At 71.4% G+C, this 17,761-nt stretch carries 15 protein-coding genes; 6 read left to right on the top strand and 9 right to left on the bottom strand.

Annotated features, from left to right (window positions below; all coding sequences use genetic code 11):
• Positions 1-10: 10 nt before the first annotated feature.
• Positions 11-178, bottom strand: coding sequence for a hypothetical protein (locus OG276_RS37420; RefSeq protein ID WP_266913712.1), 168 nt, complete (start codon positions 176-178; stop codon positions 11-13).
• A 169-nt stretch (positions 179-347) separates the two neighbouring features.
• A complete protein-coding gene (locus tag OG276_RS37415; protein WP_266913710.1) occupies positions 348-710 on the bottom strand; it encodes a DoxX family protein in 363 nt (120 codons plus the stop codon).
• Positions 711-992: 282 nt separating this feature from the next.
• Here OG276_RS37415 and OG276_RS37410 point away from each other — a divergent pair, with 282 nt between their 5' ends.
• Positions 993-1,844, top strand: coding sequence for a LysR family transcriptional regulator (locus tag OG276_RS37410; protein ID WP_266913708.1), 852 nt, complete (start codon positions 993-995; stop codon positions 1,842-1,844).
• 68 nt (positions 1,845-1,912) lie between these two features.
• Here OG276_RS37410 and OG276_RS37405 read toward each other — a convergent pair whose 3' ends face one another.
• A complete protein-coding gene (locus OG276_RS37405) occupies positions 1,913-3,067 on the bottom strand; it encodes a N(5)-(carboxyethyl)ornithine synthase (RefSeq protein WP_266913706.1) in 1,155 nt (384 codons plus the stop codon).
• Positions 3,068-3,324: 257 nt separating this feature from the next.
• Positions 3,325-4,062 (bottom strand): SDR family oxidoreductase, encoded by a 738-nt coding sequence (locus OG276_RS37400; protein ID WP_266913704.1) that lies wholly within the window; start codon positions 4,060-4,062, stop codon positions 3,325-3,327.
• A gap of 96 nt (positions 4,063-4,158) precedes the next feature.
• Between OG276_RS37400 and OG276_RS37395 the strand changes: the two genes are divergently transcribed.
• Both OG276_RS37395 and OG276_RS37390 read left to right on the top strand, forming a co-directional pair.
• Positions 4,159-5,103 carry an AraC family transcriptional regulator gene (locus tag OG276_RS37395; RefSeq protein ID WP_266913702.1) on the top strand — a complete coding sequence of 315 codons (945 nt, stop codon included), beginning with the start codon at positions 4,159-4,161 and terminating at the stop codon, positions 5,101-5,103.
• 66 nt (positions 5,104-5,169) lie between these two features.
• Positions 5,170-5,817: an SMI1/KNR4 family protein gene (locus OG276_RS37390; protein WP_266913700.1), complete on the top strand. Its 648-nt coding sequence runs from the start codon at positions 5,170-5,172 to the stop codon at positions 5,815-5,817.
• Positions 5,818-5,887: 70 nt separating this feature from the next.
• Here the strand turns inward: OG276_RS37390 and OG276_RS37385 are convergent, their stop codons facing one another.
• Both OG276_RS37385 and OG276_RS37380 read right to left on the bottom strand, forming a co-directional pair.
• Positions 5,888-6,388, bottom strand: a complete 501-nt coding sequence (locus tag OG276_RS37385; RefSeq protein ID WP_266913698.1) for an SRPBCC family protein — start codon at positions 6,386-6,388, stop codon at positions 5,888-5,890.
• A gap of 152 nt (positions 6,389-6,540) precedes the next feature.
• Positions 6,541-7,938 carry an MFS transporter gene (locus OG276_RS37380; protein WP_266913696.1) on the bottom strand — a complete coding sequence of 466 codons (1,398 nt, stop codon included), beginning with the start codon at positions 7,936-7,938 and terminating at the stop codon, positions 6,541-6,543.
• Positions 7,939-8,039: 101 nt separating this feature from the next.
• Between OG276_RS37380 and OG276_RS37375 the strand changes: the two genes are divergently transcribed.
• Positions 8,040-8,567 carry a helix-turn-helix domain-containing protein gene (locus OG276_RS37375; RefSeq protein WP_266913694.1) on the top strand — a complete coding sequence of 176 codons (528 nt, stop codon included), beginning with the start codon at positions 8,040-8,042 and terminating at the stop codon, positions 8,565-8,567.
• Positions 8,568-8,745: 178 nt separating this feature from the next.
• Here the strand turns inward: OG276_RS37375 and OG276_RS37370 are convergent, their stop codons facing one another.
• The 3 genes from OG276_RS37370 to OG276_RS37360 all read right to left on the bottom strand — a co-directional run bounded on the left by OG276_RS37370 (position 8,746) and on the right by OG276_RS37360 (position 10,324).
• Positions 8,746-9,627, bottom strand: coding sequence for a hypothetical protein (locus OG276_RS37370; RefSeq protein ID WP_266913692.1), 882 nt, complete (start codon positions 9,625-9,627; stop codon positions 8,746-8,748).
• A gap of 214 nt (positions 9,628-9,841) precedes the next feature.
• Positions 9,842-10,018: a hypothetical protein gene (locus OG276_RS37365; protein ID WP_266913690.1), complete on the bottom strand. Its 177-nt coding sequence runs from the start codon at positions 10,016-10,018 to the stop codon at positions 9,842-9,844.
• Positions 10,019-10,033: 15 nt separating this feature from the next.
• Positions 10,034-10,324, bottom strand: a complete 291-nt coding sequence (locus tag OG276_RS37360; protein ID WP_266913688.1) for a hypothetical protein — start codon at positions 10,322-10,324, stop codon at positions 10,034-10,036.
• A 204-nt stretch (positions 10,325-10,528) separates the two neighbouring features.
• Here OG276_RS37360 and OG276_RS37355 point away from each other — a divergent pair, with 204 nt between their 5' ends.
• Together OG276_RS37355 and OG276_RS37350 are read left to right on the top strand one after the other, a co-directional pair.
• Positions 10,529-12,736, top strand: coding sequence for an MMPL family transporter (locus OG276_RS37355; RefSeq protein ID WP_266913686.1), 2,208 nt, complete (start codon positions 10,529-10,531; stop codon positions 12,734-12,736).
• A 155-nt stretch (positions 12,737-12,891) separates the two neighbouring features.
• Entirely contained in the window at positions 12,892-17,757 is a 4,866-nt protein-coding gene (locus OG276_RS37350) for a type I polyketide synthase (protein WP_266913684.1), read from the top strand.
• Positions 17,758-17,761 lie beyond the last annotated feature (4 nt).

The following is a 17,761-nucleotide window of genomic DNA, read 5'->3' as shown; positions in this document are numbered from 1 at the left end:
CCACCGGGCTTCACTCCCGCTCGGCCAAGATCCGGTCGGCGGCCAGGTGCGGGCATGAGGCGGCGTGCCAGGTCACGGCCAGACGGCCGTTCACCATCCGCGCTGTGCGGGCCTCGCCGTCCTCCTGCGTCGCCCGGCAGAATCCGCACAAGACGTTGTCGGCGAGAGCGTTCAGCATGATCAGGTCTCCTCCCAGCAGCCAGCCCGAGGACGACTGAATCAGATTCGGCAATGGCCTGAGGTAGAAACGCCGCAACGTCTTCGGGCAGCCACACCGGGGGCGGCACCGGCACTCCGCCGGCGCGGCCGCGGGACAGCGGATCTGCTCACCGCCTCGGTGTGCTCGATCACAGCCAGGTGCCGGCCAGCCAGGTGGCGACCGCCCCAGTTGCGATGAGCCCGACGTTGAGTGCGACCCGACGGTCCTCGCCGGTGAGGTGGACGGCGATCGCACCGATCTGCAAGAGCACGAACCCTATGGCCGCGGCCAGTGCCAGCCAGGGTGCGATGCCGGTCAGGGGCGGCAGGATCAGCCCGGCCGCGCCGAGCATTTCGACTGACCCCAGCGCCCTGACGGCGGACAGGGGCATGCGATCGACCCAGGCCATCATCGGTCGGAGTTGATCTCGGCTACGGACCAGCTTCATCGCGCCTGCGTAGAGGTAGAAGAAGGCGAGCGGTCCGGCGACGATCCAGTACGCGATGTTCATGATTCCCGTCCACGGTCACCGGCTTGCAGGTGACCCGTCGAATACCAGGGCAACCCCTGGAGAAGGCCCGGGCCATGGTCTGGGTGGCCCGGAAGGTGAAAGGTGGGAGCGCTCCGGCCGCGCCGGTCAGGTGGAGGACTGCCCGGTGGTGTCATGGCGCGGCTTCAGGAGAGGTCGGTGGCCGAGCGGCTTCTTCGGTCATGCCCCGAGTGCACCGCCGGGGACCCGCACCTGTCCAAGACCCATGCGGCGAAGCCGATACCGCTTGGGTATCGTCGCAGCGTGGAGCTACGTACCCTGCGCTACTTCGTCGCGGTCGCCGAGGAACTCCACTTCGGCCGAGCCGCCACCCGACTGCACATGAGCCAGCCGCCACTGAGCCGATCGATCAAGCAGCTGGAGACCGAGATCGGTGCCCTGCTGTTCGCCCGCTCGCCTGCCGGCGTCACGCTCACGCCGGTGGGCGCGGTGCTGCTCGATGAGGCGCGGGCCCTGCTCGACCAGGCCGACCGCGTCCGCGCACGGGTACGCGCAGCGGCCGGCGCCGCGACCATCACCATCGGGATTCTGGGCGACAGCACCGACCCGGGAGCCGCCAGGCTGGCCGCCGCCTTCCGTCGAAGCCACCCCGGCGTCGACATCCGCATCCGGGACACCGACCTGACCGACCCGACCTGCGGACTGCGTGCCGGCCTGGTCGATGTCGCCCTGACCCGGGCGCCGTTCAACGAGACCGCGCTGGCGGTGCGTGAGCTGCGTACCGATCCTGTGGGCGTGGTCCTGCGCGCCGACGACCCGCTGGCCCGCCGCGAACAGCTGTGGCTGGCCGACCTGGGAGCACGCCGCTGGTTCCAGTTCCCGCAGGGGACCGACCCGCTCTGGCAGTCGTACTGGAACGGTGGCGAGCCGCGCGAGGGCCCCGTGGTGCGCGTCGTCCAGGAGTGCCTGCAGGCCGTGCTGTGGAACGGCACGGTCGGCCTGGCCCCGCTCGGGCACGATCTGCCCGCAGAGCTGGCCGTGATCCCGCTGATCGACATGGCGCCAAGCCCCGTGGTGGTGGCGTGGAACGCGGACGACACCAACCCGTTGGTCCGGTCGTTCATCGAGATCGCGACAGCCGCATACCGTCACTGAGGCCCGCTCGGGGCTTCTGGCCGACGGTGGACCCTGTACGGGTCAGCCGTCGACCAGGTGGCATCGGGTCAGAGCAGCGCGTGCGGGTACTGTGCGGCTCGATGCTGGAAGGCCAGGACCGCCGGGTTCTGGACGGTGCCGCCGCGGATCTCGATCGCTCGGCGAATGGTGTGGTCGCCGTCCCAGCCGGACGGCCCTTCCAGGACCGACCGCAGGAACGGCATCAGCGCCTCGCTGTTCTCCCAGGTGGCCGCGTCCCACAGGTAGGAGGGGCTGTGATCCACGGCGTAGTAGTGGACCTGGTCACCGACGGTGAACATCGGCGCGTTGAAGGTGGTGGGCCGAGCCCAGGCGAAGCCCATGCCCTCGTCGCAGGAGACGTCGATGACGAGGGTGCCGGGCGCGAGCTTCGGCAGGTCCTCTTCTATCAGGAACATCAGCGGCGCCGCGGTGTCCTGGAGCACGCAGTTGACGATGATGTCGTGCCCGGCCAGGAAGTCGGCCAGCGGCTCCGGGCCGTCCTCGGTGAGCACGATGCTGCGCCGCGGGTCGAGGGTGTCGTCGGCCTCGTCGTGGTCGAAGTGCACGATCCGTGCCGAGTGGATCGGTGAGCTGACGGCGGCGATGCCGCGGGCAGTCAGCACGTCCACATCGTGAACGCCCAGCGCACTGAGCGCGGTCACCGCTCCGCGGGCGGTGGCGCCGAAGCCGATCACCACCGCACGTCGCCGGCGTCCGTAGTCACCGGTCGCCCCGGTCAGCTGCATGGCATGCAGCACCGACGAGTAGCCGGCCAATTCGTTGTTCTTGTGGAAGACGTGCAGGCTGAACCCCCCGTCCCGGGTCCAGTGGTTCATCGCCTCGAAGGCGATCACCGTGAGCCTGCGGTCGATGGCGGCCTGCGTGACCTTCTCGTCCTGCACGCAGTGCGGCCACCCCCACAGCACCTGCCCGTCCCGCAGGTCCGCCAGATCTTCGTGCAGCGGCTTGGCCAACAGGATGACGTCACACTCTGTGATCAGATCCTCGCGTGAGCGGAAACCGGCGACCCACGGAGCGAGCTGACCGTCCGAAACACCGAAGTGATCGCCGTAACCGGTCTGCAGATAGATGTTGGACTGAAGGTCGGCATCGATGCGTTCGAAGTGAGCTGGGTGAATCGGCAGACGGTGTTCGTTCTCTTTGCGGGTCTGCGACATGATTCCGAGCTTGAGCTGCTGCAAAATGCCCCTTTGATTACTCCCTGTCTAGCACACGCCGGAGCGCAGGGGATCTCGCAGGCGGATCCATTGCACTCCGTGCAGCGTGCAGGGCTCGTAGCCGATGAACGTGGGGCTCATGCTGTCCTCGGCCCGCACGCAGGCGGGGCGGGCGGGCCGGTGACCAGGGACTTCTGGAACGCAACGAGGCTGGCGCCGCATCCTCCGGCAGGACATGCCGAGGCCGTCGGACCGGTGTGCCGGTCCGACAGCAGGCGATGTCAGGCCAGTGCGGCTCCGCCGTCGAGGGTGAGCACGGTGCCGGTCGCGTAGCCGTTGCTCAGGAGGTAGAGGTAGGCCGCCGCGGCCTCCTCGGGGGTGCCCACGCGCTGTACGGGAAGGCCGCTGCCCTGCGCTTGGAGGAAGGCCTCCGGCTCGGGCACGGTGCTGTCCCAAAGCTCGGTGCGGATCGCGCCGAGGCGGACCGCGTTGACCCGCAGTGGGGCGAGTTCCAGGGCCAAGGCGCGCGTCAGACCCTCGACGGCGGCCGTGACGCTTGCGCCGAGCAGGGTTCCGGGGGCGGGCCGGGTGGCGAAGGCGCCGGAGGTGAAGGTGATCGAGCCGCCGGGGCGGAGCTTCGGCGTCGCGTACTTCGCGGCGAGCAGGGCACCCCAGAAGCGGCGCTCGAAGAACCCCCGGGACTCCTCGGCCGCGAGGGCGGCGAGCGGCTTCAGCAGCAGGGACTCCCCCGCCGTGTAGACGAGGTGGTCGAACTCGCCGATCCGGTCGAAGAAGGCGGCGAGCGCGGCCTCATCGGCGACGTCCAGCAAGACGCCTTCGGCCGGGCCACCGAGCTTCTTCACCGCCAGGTCGACCCGGCTCCGGTCGCTGGAGGCGACGACCACGTTCGAACCCTGGGTCGCTGCGGCCTGGGCGACGGCGAAGCCGATGCCGGAGGTGCCGCCTATGACGACGACACGCTGGGTGTGTGCCGTGTTGGTGTGTGCTGTGTTGTTCATGGAGAGGACGCTACGTTTGCCGAGCAAGACAGTGGATGGCCTAAAGTCTTGATTCTTTGTCTGATCGTCTCGACATCAGCACGGTAGGGTGAGCGCATGGACATACTCAGCGACACGCTTGCGGCCCTGCGCACCGGGCGTCCGTCCGTTGTCCGTACCGACGCGCAGGCGCCGTGGGGCGTGCGCTTCCAGCCCATCGCGGGAGCCGGATTCCACGTCGTCGTCGAAGGACGCTGCTTTCTCCTGCCGGTCGGCGGCGATCCGATCGCCCTGGGCCCCGGCGACGTCGTGTTCCTGCGGCGCGGCACCGATCACGCCATCTGTGATGCGATCACCAGCGAGCTGGTCGCCTTCGAACCGGACCGCGTCGACACCTCCTCGCCGATCGGGTCCTTCACCATCGAGGGCGACGGCGCTCGCAGCGTGCTGGTGTGCGGGGCCTACCACCTCGACATCGAGCGGCCGCATCCGCTGCTCGACGAGCTCCCGGAGGTCATCCACCTCCCGGCCAGCCCCGGCCGCCATCCTGCGCTGCGCTCGGCGGTCGACCAGCTCTGCGCCGAGATCCACCAGCCTCAGCCGGGTTCGGACTCGGTGGTCACGACGCTGGTCGATCTGCTGCTTCTCTACATTCTGCGGTCCTGGTACGCCGAGTTGCCCAAGGAGCAGACGCAGGGCTGGGCCTCGGCACTGAACGACCCGTTGATCGCCCCGGCGCTGAAAGCGATCCACGACGACCCGGCGCATCCGTGGACCGTCGAATCGCTGGGGAGCCGGGCCGGGCTGTCGCGCGCCGCGTTCGCCCGGCGGTTCACCACGGTGGTCGGCGAGCCGCCGCTCAGCTACCTGACGACGTGGCGCATGGCCGTCGCGGCGCGGATGCTGCGCGAGACGGCCGACTCGCTGAGCACCGTGGCCGAGAACGCCGGCTACACCTCGGAATTCGCGTTCGCGAAGGCTTTCAAACGGCACTTCGGCGCCCCGCCAGGGGCGTATCGGCGGGAGCGGCGGATCCGAACGACCATTGCGGGGCTGCTGTAGCAGCATCATCTTCCGGAGCAGGTGGAAGCCGGCGCTCGGGTCCTTCGTAGGTGCGATGATCGGTCCGTGTCGGAGGAAATATCGCGCTGGTATCGGGGCCGCTTGGTCGTGGGGCCGTTCAGGCCGTTCGAAGCAGCCGAGCTGAGACGTCTTGAGCAGGAGATCGGACTGCCCCTGCCGGCGTCATACCGGTCGTTCCTGGAATTGGCGGGCGGGGAGAGCCTCACCTACTCGGTCCGCCTGCCCGACTGTGAACCCGAGCCGTTGCAGAGCTTCGACGACCTCTACCAACTCGGCCGCGATGGCGATGGCGAGTACGGCTGGGGGACGTTGCTCGGCGAATACCGCCGCAGTCGTCAGGGGTGGCTCGCCGATGAGGTCTCGCTCACGGGCCTTCTGCCGATTGCCCGGAACGGCGGCAGCGACACCCTGTTCCTGGATCTGAATCCCGCTACCCACGGTCAGCTCCACGCCTTCTTGCATGGCATTTCCTGGCCTGGACACCTGTCGAACGATGTCTTCACCAAGGTTGCCGACAGCTTCGACGCCTACCTCGACTGCCTGGTCGTCGATCCGGAGTCGGCTGCGGACACGTGGGCGGATGTCGCCGACAGCGACTCCACCGACCCGTGGCGGCGGACCGTCGAGGAGTGGCTGGACAAGGGTCTCCCGGGTTGGCGCGCGGGGCCGCTGACCGATCGTGTTGAACCTTGAAGCCCATGACCCGCACGCCGTAGGTGTTCTCACCCATGTCCGGCTGACCGAGGCGTGCGGAACCGGTATGTCAGCCCGTTTCCAAAGCCTTCTTGAGGTTGCGCAGGGTCGTACCGATGTTCCTGCGCTGGAAATCGGCGAAGACGCTTCCGCCGGTCGCCACCCGGTCGAAGGTGTTCGCCACGAAGTCCGGCCACGACCGGCGGTCGTCGGTCCACGTCTCGGTCACCCGGGTCCCCTCCGGGACGGGCTCGAAGCGGTACTCCCATGTGGCGATGGGACCCGGCAGCCGCGGCCGCTTGACACCGATGGCATGCACCCGGAACCGGAACAACCTGTCCGGCTCGAGTGCCGTCACGGTGCACCGGGTGGTCCAGCGGAAGGCGCCGCGCTTGTTCCGCCCGTCGAAGACCATCCCGACGCTCGGTTCCCGGGTACCCCCGCGCACGGTGGCGCCGAGGTTCTCCGGGCTCCAGTCACCCATCCGCGCAGGATCGGATACGCGCCGGTAGACCTCTGCGGGGCGGACATTGACGACGATGCTGTCTGACACCGTCAGCGTACGAGGCATGGTGCTCCCTTCAAGAAGGCAGACGCTACCTCCCCGACTCACCCCATGACTACCCTTCGGTAACTTTCTGGCGCCGACTGGTCCCGTGGCCCGTCAGCGGCCCTTCGGGCGCGTGCGGGTCCCGTCCGCCGTCCACGTACGGGGCCCTCTCCTCAGGCGTCGCCCACCATCGCGGCCTCTGCGCGACCGGTCGTCGTGGCGGCGGCCGGTCGCGGCTTGCGGACGAGCGGGACCGTCGCGCACGCGGCGAGCAGGGACGCCGCGGCGACCGCGTACCAACCGTGCTGGAACGCGGCGACGATGCCTGCGGGGGCCGGTGTGCCGAGGATGCCGACCAGGATCGCGACGCCGAGGACCGCGCCGACCTGGCGGCCCATCGAGGTGATGGCCGAGCCCGTGGCGAAGCGGGACGGCGGCAGTGCTGCCGCCGAGGCCCCGGTCAGGACCGGGAGCGTCATGCCGACGCCGAGGCCGGTCAGCAGCATGCCCGGCAGGAGCGAGGCGGCGTAGGCCGAGCCGGTGTCGAGCGTCGCGGCCCACCACAGGATGCCGGCCGCGAACAGGACGGTCCCCGCCATCGCGACGCGGCCCGCACCGAATCTGGCGACGGCGGGACCGATCCGCAGCGCGACCGGCGGTACCAGCAAGGGTCCCGGCGCGATGGCGAGCCCGGTGCGCAGCGCCGAGTAGCCCCACACGCCCTGGCACCACAACACCGCGCCGAGCAGCATTCCGGCGAAGGCGACGGTGAACAGGGTCAGGGCTGCCGCGGCAGAGGCGAATTCCGGAACCCGGAGGAGCGGGAGCTCGACGATCGGCACGGGGTGGCGGGCCGAGCGCAGGACGAACCAGACGCCGAGCAGCACCGCGGCAGCCAGGCCTCCGAGGGTGCCGGCGCTCGTCCAACCCCAGTCGGGAGCCTTGACCAGGCCGAGTGCGAGCGCTGCGATCGATCCGGTGAGAAGGGCGGCACCGAACAGGTCGGGCAGCGGGCTCTTCTGCGCCCCGGCGCGTCCGGGCGACGGCAGCACCTTGGCTCCGAGGACGAAGGCCGCGACCCCCACCGGCACGTTGACGATGAACACCCAGCGCCATCCGGCCTCGGCCAGCAGCCCGCCGGCCACCGGTCCGAGTCCGGCGGCGATCCCGCCGATCGACGCCCAGGCCCGCACCGCCCCGGCGCGCTTCTCGGGCGCCGTCGTGTCGAGCAGCAGTGCGAGCGACGTCGGCATCAGCAGCGCCGCGCCGGCGGCCTGTACGAGCCGTGCCGCGACCAGCGTCTCGACGTTCGGGGCGAGTGCGCAGCCGACCGAGGCGAGGGTGAACACCGCCAATCCCGTCAGGAAGACCGGCTTGTGGCCGGAGCGGTCGGCGATGCGGCCGGCGGGCACGAGGAGCGCGGCGAAGACGATCGCGTAGCCGTTGAGGACCCAGGACAGGGAGCCGAGGTCGCTGTCGCCGAACGAGCGGCCGATCGCCGGGAGGGCCACGTTGACGATGAAGAGGTCGAGGTTGGACATGAAGACCGCGGCCACGACCGTCGCGAACACGGCTCGGGTCGCCCTGTGAGGGTTTGATTTTCCAACTGTCATGGACCGGAGGCTAGCCGTGTGAGTTTGAAAACACAACGCACTAGAGAGAGGATGGGGACGTGACCTCGAACGCGAAGCAGGGCGAGAACTCGGTTCCGCACCCCGAAGTGCCCGGCCGGCCGTGCTCCGTGGCCGCCGCACTGCAACTCGTCGGCGAACGCTGGGCCCTCCTGGCGATCCGCGAGATCTTCTACGGCAACCAGCGCTTCGACCAGATCGTGCGCAACACCGGCGCTCCCCGCGACCGCCTCGCCGCCAGACTCCGCGCTCTGGAGGAGGCGGGCGTGGTCGAGCGCCACGCCTACAGCGAGCGCCCGTTGCGCTTCGAGTACCACCTCACGGAGGCCGGCCGTGACCTCGCACCGGTGATGCGCGCGCTTCTGGCCTGGGGCGATCGCTGGGCGGTCGACACTCCCCCGGTCGCCTTCCGCCATCGCGGCGGGCCCGGTTCGGAACACGACACCGAGCACGACCTGGATCTGACGTCGACGTGCCGGACCTGCGGTGAGGAGGTCGGGGCGGGAGGTCTCACGATCGACGTGCGAGCGCCCGGCTGGGACCGGGCCGGGCCGATCGAAGGCTCCTGAACTCAGCAGCGATCAGGAGCGAAAGGGACTCCACGCACGGAAGGGGGCCGCCTCGGCAGAGTGTCTGCCGAGGCGGCCCCTTCGGGGTGGTGCGGGTGATGCGGGTGATGCGGGTGGGACGGTGCCCGAGCCGGGTCAGTGGGTGAGCGGCAGGGGGCGGCGGCCGGTCGGCGGATGATCAGGCGCGGTTCCAGACCGGTGCGGTCTGACGGGCGATGCCGTAGACGAAGTTGGAGAGGGTGCCGTTCGCGTTCAGCACGACGATGGTGTTGTCGGACTGGAGGATCACGGGCTTGCCCTTGGCGAAGTAGGTCCAGTTGCTCCAGGTGCCGCGCGAGGTCATCTGGACGCCGTACAGCCCGTCCTTCTTCACCAGGCGGACCTTCGTGCCGCCCGCGACCGAATAGACGCCGAGCTTCGGGGAGACGGTGGTGGCACCGGTCCAGCTGTGGATCTCGCCGTCGACGGTGAGGCGGACGTAGCGGTCGCCGACCTTGCGGACGTCCTGGTAGGCGTTGGGCGCCGGGTGCAGGAAGCCGACACGCTTGCCGTTCTCGACGATGTACGAGCTGAAGAGCTGCGGGCCGGCCTTGTAGGTCTTGACGGTCAGGCTGCCGAACTTCGTCGTGGAGTAGAGGCTGCCGGCGGTGTTGCAGTCCTTGGGCAGCTTCGGGAACGCGGTGGCGGTCCACGGCGCGTCGCCGCCCTGGGTGCGCTGCTTGAAGACGGGCGCGGTGGACAGCACGCCGTCGATCCGCAGGCCGTTGGCCAGGTCCAGCGGCTTGGACTGGTCGACCGTGCCGAGTACCTTGCCGCTCTCGTCGCGCAGCTGCGCCGTGGCGCCGGTGTGGGCACTGTTGGTCAGCTTGACCGTCAGGCCGTCGAACAGGGACGGGATGACCTGGCTCTTGACGCAGTTCTCGGCGACCACCAGGGTGCGCGCGGGGGAATCCTGCTGGGCCGGGGCAGGGGCAGGGGCCGCGAAGGCCGTGGCGGGGGCGACGATCGCCGCGCCGAAGAGGGCAAGGGCGGTGGTGGTGACGCGGAGCGCGGTACGCATGACGATTCCTTGGAGCTTTGCCGTGGGTGGGGAGAGCCGCCGTGGTCTCTTCCGGTGGAGGCCGTTGAGTTCGGGCTGCCGGCTACGGAAGGAAAACTAGTGATCTTGTGTGGGTGGAATGGTCCGGTCCGCGTCACAGGCGTGTGACAGGCCATCTGGAAACGCCCTGCCGGGGCTGCGGTAGGCGGGCGTGTCGGTGACCGGCCGGCGCGGGTCAGTGCGGGGCGCGGCCCCGGTCATCGGTCGGCGCCGGAGCAGACGGAGGCGGCAGGACCCCGGCGCGCTCGGGTACCACCAGCTCCTGCACCACCACTGCCACTCTGGGGCGGCCGGGCAGCCCGAGCCGCTCACGGTGGGCGAGCGCGGCGGCCGAGTGCGCCGAATCCCCCACCCTCCTCCTCGCCGGTCATCCGCCCGGGTCCCGTAGCGGGCCGTCCGGGTCTCGGCGCAGCTCGTCCGTGAGCACCCGCACCGCCCAGGCGGCAGCCTTGCCGGCCTCGGCCCCGTAGAGCCCCGCCTGCAGCCGCATGGCCTGCCAGTCCGGGGCGCTGACCAGCAGGTACAGCACGGCGACCGCGCGGCGGCGGGCCACCGGGTCGGCCTGCGCCGTGAGCTCGGCCAGCGCCGCCTCCACCGACTGGCACCGGTGTCTGCGGCCCTGCTCCCGCAGCGGTCGGGCCGCCTTGGAGCTCAGCATGGCGAGGATCAGCTGCCGGGTCTGCTCAAGCCGTCCGGCACGGAGCGCCCCGAGGGAGGGTGGGGGACGAGCCAGGACGCACGGAGGGCTCCTGTCAAGTAACGAGTAGCCGGGGCTACGGCCCCGCCCCCCGGCCGGGGCACGGTGGAGGTCCGCCGTCCTGCACCAGAGCAGGACGAACCGCCACCCGGATCGGAGACCCCGATGTCCCGTCGTGCAGGTGTCTTCGTGACCCGCCGTCCCGGACTCGTCCTCTTCGCCGCCCTCGTGTTCCTCGCCCTGTCCGTCGTGTTCGGCGCGGAGGCCACCGGCCGGCTGAAGACGCAGGGGTACGACGATCCCCGGTCCCAGTCCAGCCGCGCCGCCCGCATGGCCGCCGAGCACCTGGGGGCATCCCCCAACCTGATCGTCGTCGCACAGGCCCGCGACGGTTCCGTCGACGGCCCGGCGGCCCGGAGCGAGGGCGAGGAACTGACCCGTCGGCTCGCCGCCCAGCCGCACGTGAGCGGCGTGGCCTCGTACTGGACCGGTGGCGCGGCGGAGCTGCGCAGCCGGGTCGGCGACGCGGCCATGCTGGTCGCGCACGTGGACGGGGAGGGCGAACAGCTCGGTGCGCGGGTCGAGCGGCTGAGCGCGGAGCTGACCGCCCGCGGCGCTTCCGACGCGGCCCTGACCGTGCACGTGGGAGGGTCGGCGCTCACCGACGCGGAGCTTCAGGACATCGCGGAGTCCGACCTGAAGCGTGCCGAGGCCGTCGTGCTGCCGGGCACCCTGATCCTGCTGGTCCTGGCGTTCGGCAGCGTCGTGGCCGCCGCACTGCCGCTGCTGATCGGGGTCCTCGCCATCGCCGGGACCCTGCTGGTCCTGAGCGTCCTCGGCTCCGTCACCGACGTGTCGGTGTTCGCGCTGAACCTCACCACGGCGCTCGGCCTGGGGCTGGGCATCGACTACGGGCTGCTGATCGTCTCGCGGTTCCGCGAGGAGCTCGCCGCCGGGTACCTGCCGCGGACGGCCGCCATCCGGACCGTGCGCACCGCCGGCCACACGATCGCCTTCAGTGCCGCGACGGTCTGCGCCGCGCTCGCGACGCTGCTGGTGTTCCCGCCGTACTTCCTGCGCTCCTTCGCCTACGCGGGCATCGCCGTGGTGGCCATCGCCGCCGCGAGCGCCGTGACCGTCCTGCCCGCTCTGCTCACGCTGCTCGGCAAGCGCGTGAACGCCTGGCCCGTGCCGTGGCGCCGCAGGGCCCGTACGGGCTCCGGATCGCGCTTCTGGGAGGGGCTGGCGCGGATCGTCGTACGCCGCCCGCTGCTCGCGGCGCTGCCGGTGATCGGCCTGCTGGTGGTCCTGGCCGCGCCGTTCGCGCACGCCGGTTTCGCCACCCCGGACGACCGGGCGCTGCCGACGAGCGCGTCCAGCCGGCAGACCGGTGACCTGGTGCGCGACGCGTTCGACATGAGGGGCGCCGACGCGCTCACCGTCTCCGTGACGGGCACGGCGCCCCGGTCCGCGGGTGAGGACTACGTCCGCAGGCTGTCCGCGCTCCCCCACGTCGCCCGGGTTTCCCGGGTCGCCGGGCCCGCGGACGACGGTCTGGCCCAGCTCTCCGTGGTGCCGCGGGTCGACCCCCGCTCGCGGGCTGCCCAGCAGCTCGTGCACGAAGTCCGCGAGATCCCCGCCCCGGCGGGCACCGAGGTCCTGGTCGGCGGACCGAGCGCGGTACTGGTCGACGCCAAGGACACGGTGGGCGACCGGATTCCGCCGGCGCTCGCCCTGATCACCGTCACCACGTTCCTGCTGCTCTTCGGCTTCACCCGCAGCCTGCTCCTGCCCCTCAAGGCCATCGCGCTGAACGCCCTGAGCCTGACGGCCGTCCTGGGAGCGATGGTGTGGATCTTCCAGACGGGCCATCTGAGCGGCCTGCTCGGTTTCACGCCCGGACCGCTCAGCACGACCATGCCGGTGCTGCTGTTCTGCATCCTCTTCGGGCTCTCGGTGGACTACGAGGTGTTCGTCCTGGCCCGGATCAAGGAGGCGCACGACGCCGGGGCGAACAACACCGACTCGATCGTCACGGGCATCGCCCGGACGGGAGGCATCGTCACCACAGCCGGCGCCCTGCTCGCATTCACCCTCCTGAGCTTCGGCACCTCCCAGGTCTCCCTCCTGCAGTTCTTCGGCATCGGCGCCGGTCTGGGCGTCCTCCTCGACGCCACGCTCGTACGGGGCGTCCTCGTACCGGCGCTCATGCGCCTGGCCGGCGGCCTGAACTGGTGGGCACCCAAGGCGCTGAAGCCCAAAGCGCCGCAGCCGGCGCCCCGGCCTCCACCGGTCACCGCGAGGCGGTGCGCCCCGGGCCGTTGCTCACCGAGCCGCACCGTCGTCCGTACGCACGCCCACGCGCGCCGATGAGCACCGGGCGCTCCCGCCCGGTCCAGGCCTCGCTCCGTCCCGACCCTCCTGACCTTTCTGACCTTTCTGACCTTTCTGACCCTTTCCCTCCCGACCCTCCAGCCCCGCCCAGCCCCGGCCGCCGTCCGTCCAGGGCGCTACGACAAGGAAGACCCATGACTGACATCGCCATCGTCGGACTCGGCTGCCGCTTTCCGGGCGCCCCCGACATCCGCACCTACTGGAAGCTCCTGATGAGTGCGGAGCGTCAGTTCTCCGCCGTCCCGGGGGAACGCTGGAACCACGGGACCTTCCACGACCCGGGCAACCGATCGGCCCCCAACGCCTCGTACACCGACCAGGTCGCCTTCTTGAAGGACCTGGACCGCTTCGACGCGGCGCACTACGGCGTACCGCCGGCTCGCGCCAGGGCCATGGACCCGCAGCACCGGCTGATGCTCGACGTCACGCGCGAGGCGCTCGCCGACGCGGGGATGGGCCGCGGTGACTTCGACCGCGAGAACACCGGGGTGTTCTTCGGAATATCGGTGTCCGACTACAAGGACCTCATGACGGCCCCCCTCCGGGCCATCACCCTGGCAGAGGCAGAGGCAGAGGCAGAGGCCGCGGCGGACGACGGCGCCGAGGCCGGGGGCGCCACCGCCAAGGAGCGGGCGCGGCAGCTCGGCACCATCGACGCCTTCACCCTGCCGGGGAGCCTGCTCAACATGGCGGCCGGGACCGTCAGCCGCCACTTCGACCTCGGCGGGCCCAGCTTCGCGGTCGACGCCGCCTGCTCCGGTTCGCTGGTCGCCCTGGACCAGGCGATCGCCCAGGTGCGATCCGGCAGCTGCCGGATCGCCCTCGTCGGCGGCGTGTACCTCAACCTCACCCCCGACAGCCTGGTCGGCTTCTCCCGGCTCCGCGCCCTGTCCGCCGCCGGGGTGTGCCGCCCCTTCGACGCGGAGGCCGACGGCTTCGTCCTCGGCGAAGGCGCCGGCGTCGTCGTCGTCAAGCCGCTGGCCGACGCACTGGCCGAAGGCGACCGCGTCTACGCGGTGATCAAGGGCATCGGCTCGGCCAACGACGGCGCCTCCCCCGGACCGCTGGTACCCACCTCCGAGGGTCAGCTGCGCGCCATGCACCGGGCCTACGAGGACGCGGGCGTCGCGCCCTCCTCCGTGGGCTTCCTGGAGGCACACGGCACCGGCACCGCCGCCGGGGACCGGGCCGAGACCGAGGCCCTGCGCCGCCTGCGCACCGAGTACCCGGACGACGACCCGGCCCTGTGCTACCTCGGCGCGGGCAAGGCCCTCATCGGGCACTCCCTGGCCGCGGCGGGCATCGCGGGGCTGATCAAGACGGCCCTGGTCGTCCACCACCGCACGATCGTGCCGCAGCCGGCCACCACCCCCCACCCCGACCTGGCCATCTCCGCCGCCGGCCTGCGCTTCGCGGCCACCGCACTGCCCTTTCCGGACACCGGTGCTCCGCGACGTGCCGCCGTCAGCTCGTTCGGCTTCGGCGGCACCAACGTCCACGTGGTGCTGGAGGAGCGCCCCGAACCGGCCCCCGGTCACTTCCCGGACCGCGCCGAAGACGGCGGAGACACGGAAGACACCGGAGAAGCCGGAGGCACCGCAGACGCCGGAAGCACCCGCGACGCCCGAGCCCACCTCGTCCTCCTCTCGGCCGGCAACGCCGAACTGCTGGACCAGCACATCGGCGACGTGCTCGACGCACTCGACACGGCGGACCGTGCCCCGCTGGCCGCTGTGGCCCACACCCTCGGCTCCCGGGAGCCGCTGACGGCCCGGCTCGCGATCGTGGCCACCGGCACGGACGCGTTCGTCGAGCGGCTGCACCACGCCCGTGAGCAGCTCCTGGCCGGCGCGCGCGGCGACCTCGGCGAGGGCGCCTTCGCCGCGGACAACCCGCTGCCGGCCGCGCAGCGCCGCGTGGCCTTCCTCTTCCCCGGCCAGGGCAGCCAGCGGCCGGGCATGATGCGGGACCTCCACGAGCGGTTCCCCGCCTTCCGGTCGGCCGTGGCCGTCCTCGACGCCGTGGCCCGCGGGGACGTCGGCTTCGACCTCTCCGACCTGCTGTACGGCGATGAGGCCCGGTCCCACGGCGACACCGACGAGCTCAGGAAGCGGCTCGCCGCCACCGAGGTGTGCCAGCCCCTGCTCGGTACCGTCCAGATCGCCGCCACCCGCGTCCTCGCCGACTGCGGCATCCGTCCCGACCTCGCTCTCGGGCACAGCGCCGGGGAGTTCGCAGCGGCCGCGGCCGCCGGAGCGCTCACGCACGTGGACACGGTCCGGCTGCTGGTCCACCGGGGTGCGACCCTCCGGCAGGCGGAGTCCCGCTTCCCGGGCGGGATGCTCGCCGTGCAGGCCGACGAGGAGACCTGCCGCCGGCTCACGAACGGGATCGACGGCGTGTGGCTCGCCTGCTTCAACCAGCCGCGTCAGATCGTGGTCAGCGGCACTCCGGAAGGACTCGCCGCCCTGCGCGAGGCCTGCGCGGAAGCCGGGGTCGCGACGGCGACGCTCGACGTGTCCAACGCCTTCCACTCGCCGCACCTGGCCGCCGTAGAGGACACCATCCGTTCGGGCCTCACCGCCCGCCCGATCACCAGCCCCGTCCTGCCGTTCGTCTCGTCCGTGAACGCCGAGGTCTGCACCGACCCCGACCGGCTGCGCGAGCTGTGGACCCGTCACGCGTCCGCGCCGGTCCTCTTCGGCGACGCCGTCCGCACCGCCTACGAGCAGGGCGCCCGCGTGTTCCTCCAGGTGACGGGCGGCAACTCGCTCCTCACCTCGGTCCGCCGCAACCTCACCGGCCACGACGACGTCCACGTCGTCCCCGTCGAGGGGACGGCCGACGGCGGGCGCACCTTCGTCCTGGCACTCGCCCGGCTCGCGGTCCTGGGCGTCCCGGTCGACCCGCGCGCCCTGATCGCCGAGGAGGACCGCCGGCTGCTGGACCTGCCGGTGGCCCGGCTCGCGACCCAGTCCTACTGGGTGGCGACCAGGCGTGCCACGAAGCAGGACCCGGCCGCCGCCTCGCCCGCGCCGCAGCGCGTGCGGTCCGCCGAGCCCGTACGGACCGTAGAGCCCGTAGAACTCGCACAGCCCGAGGAGACCTCGATGAACGCCCCGACGCACGACCCGGCGAACACGCCGATGGACGAACTGCTCCAGCTGGTCCAGCAGCAGGCGGATCTGCTCGCCCGCCTCACGGCGACGCTCCCCGCGCCGGTGCCCGCTGCCCCGGCCGTACCCGCTGCCGCGGCCCTCGAAGAGTCCGCGACCCCTGCCGCCGACTCGGCCGGCCGGCCCGCCCCGCGCGCAGCGGCCGACGAGGTCACCGGCGAGGTCACCGAAGCCGTGCTCGCGCAGGTCGCCCGGGTCAGCGCCTTCCCGGTGGAGCAGCTGAGCAACGACCAACTGCTGATCGACGACCTCGGTTTCGATTCGCTGATGCTGACCGACCTGTTCACCTCCCTCACCCGGCAGTGGCCGCAGTGGACCTTCGACGAGCGGGCCGCCGACCGGCCGACCGTCGCCCGGCTCACCGCGCTGATCACGGGTGTCTGCCCGGAGCCCACGGCCGAGACGCCCGTCCCCGGGCAGCGCGCCGGACACGGTGACGGGACGCCTCCGGCAATCTCCGCCGACCCGACGCCGGTCGTGGTGGCTCCCGACCCGCCCGCGGCAGCGGACTCCCCCCGGCTGCACGTGGTCCCGACGCCCCCGGACCAGCCGGCGGAGGCCCCGGCCGCGCCGGAGGAGCACACGCGGATCGACCGTTTCCCGGAGGTCACCGCCCACGGCGAGCGGATCGCCCTGCTGGCCGGGCTGGGACTCTCCAACCCGTACTTCCTCGTCCACGAGGCCGGTATGACGGACACGACGGTCATCGACGGCCGGGAACTCGTCTCCTTCTCCAGCTACAACTACCTGGGCCTGGCGACCGACCCGTCGGTGAAGGCGGCCGCCAAGGAGGCGGTCGAGCGCTACGGCACCTCGGTGTCCGCCAGCCGGCTGCTGTCCGGCAGCCGTCCGCTCCACCTGGAACTCGAAGCGGAACTCGCCGGACTGCTCGGATGCGAATCCGCGCTCACCCTGGCCAACGGGCACGCCACCAACGTCACCGTGATCGGGCACCTCGTCGGCCCCGGCGACCTCGTCGTCCACGACTCCCTCGCCCACGACAGCATCCTGCAGGGCTGCAAGCTCTCCGGCGCGACCCGGCGGCCGTTCCCCCACAACGACGCCGCCGCACTCGACGCCCTGCTCAGCCAGGTCCGCCACCAGTACCGGCGGGTGCTCGTCGTCATCGAAGGCGTCTACAGCATGGACGGTGACATCGCCGACCTGCCCGCCCTCATCGAGGTCAAGCGCCGCCACGGCGCGCTGCTGATGATCGACGAGGCCCACAGCATCGGCACGATCGGCGCGACGGGGCGCGGCATCGGCGAGTACCACCCCACCGAGCGCTCGGCCGTCGATCTGTGGTCGGGCACATTGTCCAAGGCCCTGGCCAGCTGCGGCGGCTACGTCGCCGGGAGCCGCCCGGTCATCGAGTACCTGCGCTACACCGTGCCGGGCTTCGTCTACAGCGCGGGCATGACCCCGGCCGACACCGCCGCCTCCCTGACCGCGCTGCGCCTCCTGCGCACCGAGCCGCAGCGCGTCACGCGTCTCGCGTACAACGCCTCGCTGTTCGTGCGCCTGGCGCGCGAGGCGGGGATCGACGTCGGGGACAGCCACGACACGCCGGTCGTCCCGTGCATCGTCGGGGACTCGCTGAAGACCCTGAAGCTCGCGGAGGCCCTCTTCCAGCAGGGCATCAGCGTCAACCCCATCCTCTACCCGGCCGTACCGGAGGAAATGGCCCGGCTGCGCTTCTTCATCACCAGTGACCACACGCCCGACCAGATCCGGCAGGCCGTGACCGCGCTGGAGGGCGCACTGCGGCAGCCGGACGCGGACCCGGCCACCGCCGCCCCCGCCCCCGCCCCCGCCGTCGCGTGACCCC

The organism is Streptomyces sp. NBC_00086, assembly GCF_026343255.1.
Taxonomy (GTDB): domain Bacteria; phylum Actinomycetota; class Actinomycetes; order Streptomycetales; family Streptomycetaceae; genus Streptomyces.
Note: the sequence above shows the minus strand (reverse complement) of the source record. Positions and strands in the feature narration are given on the sequence as shown.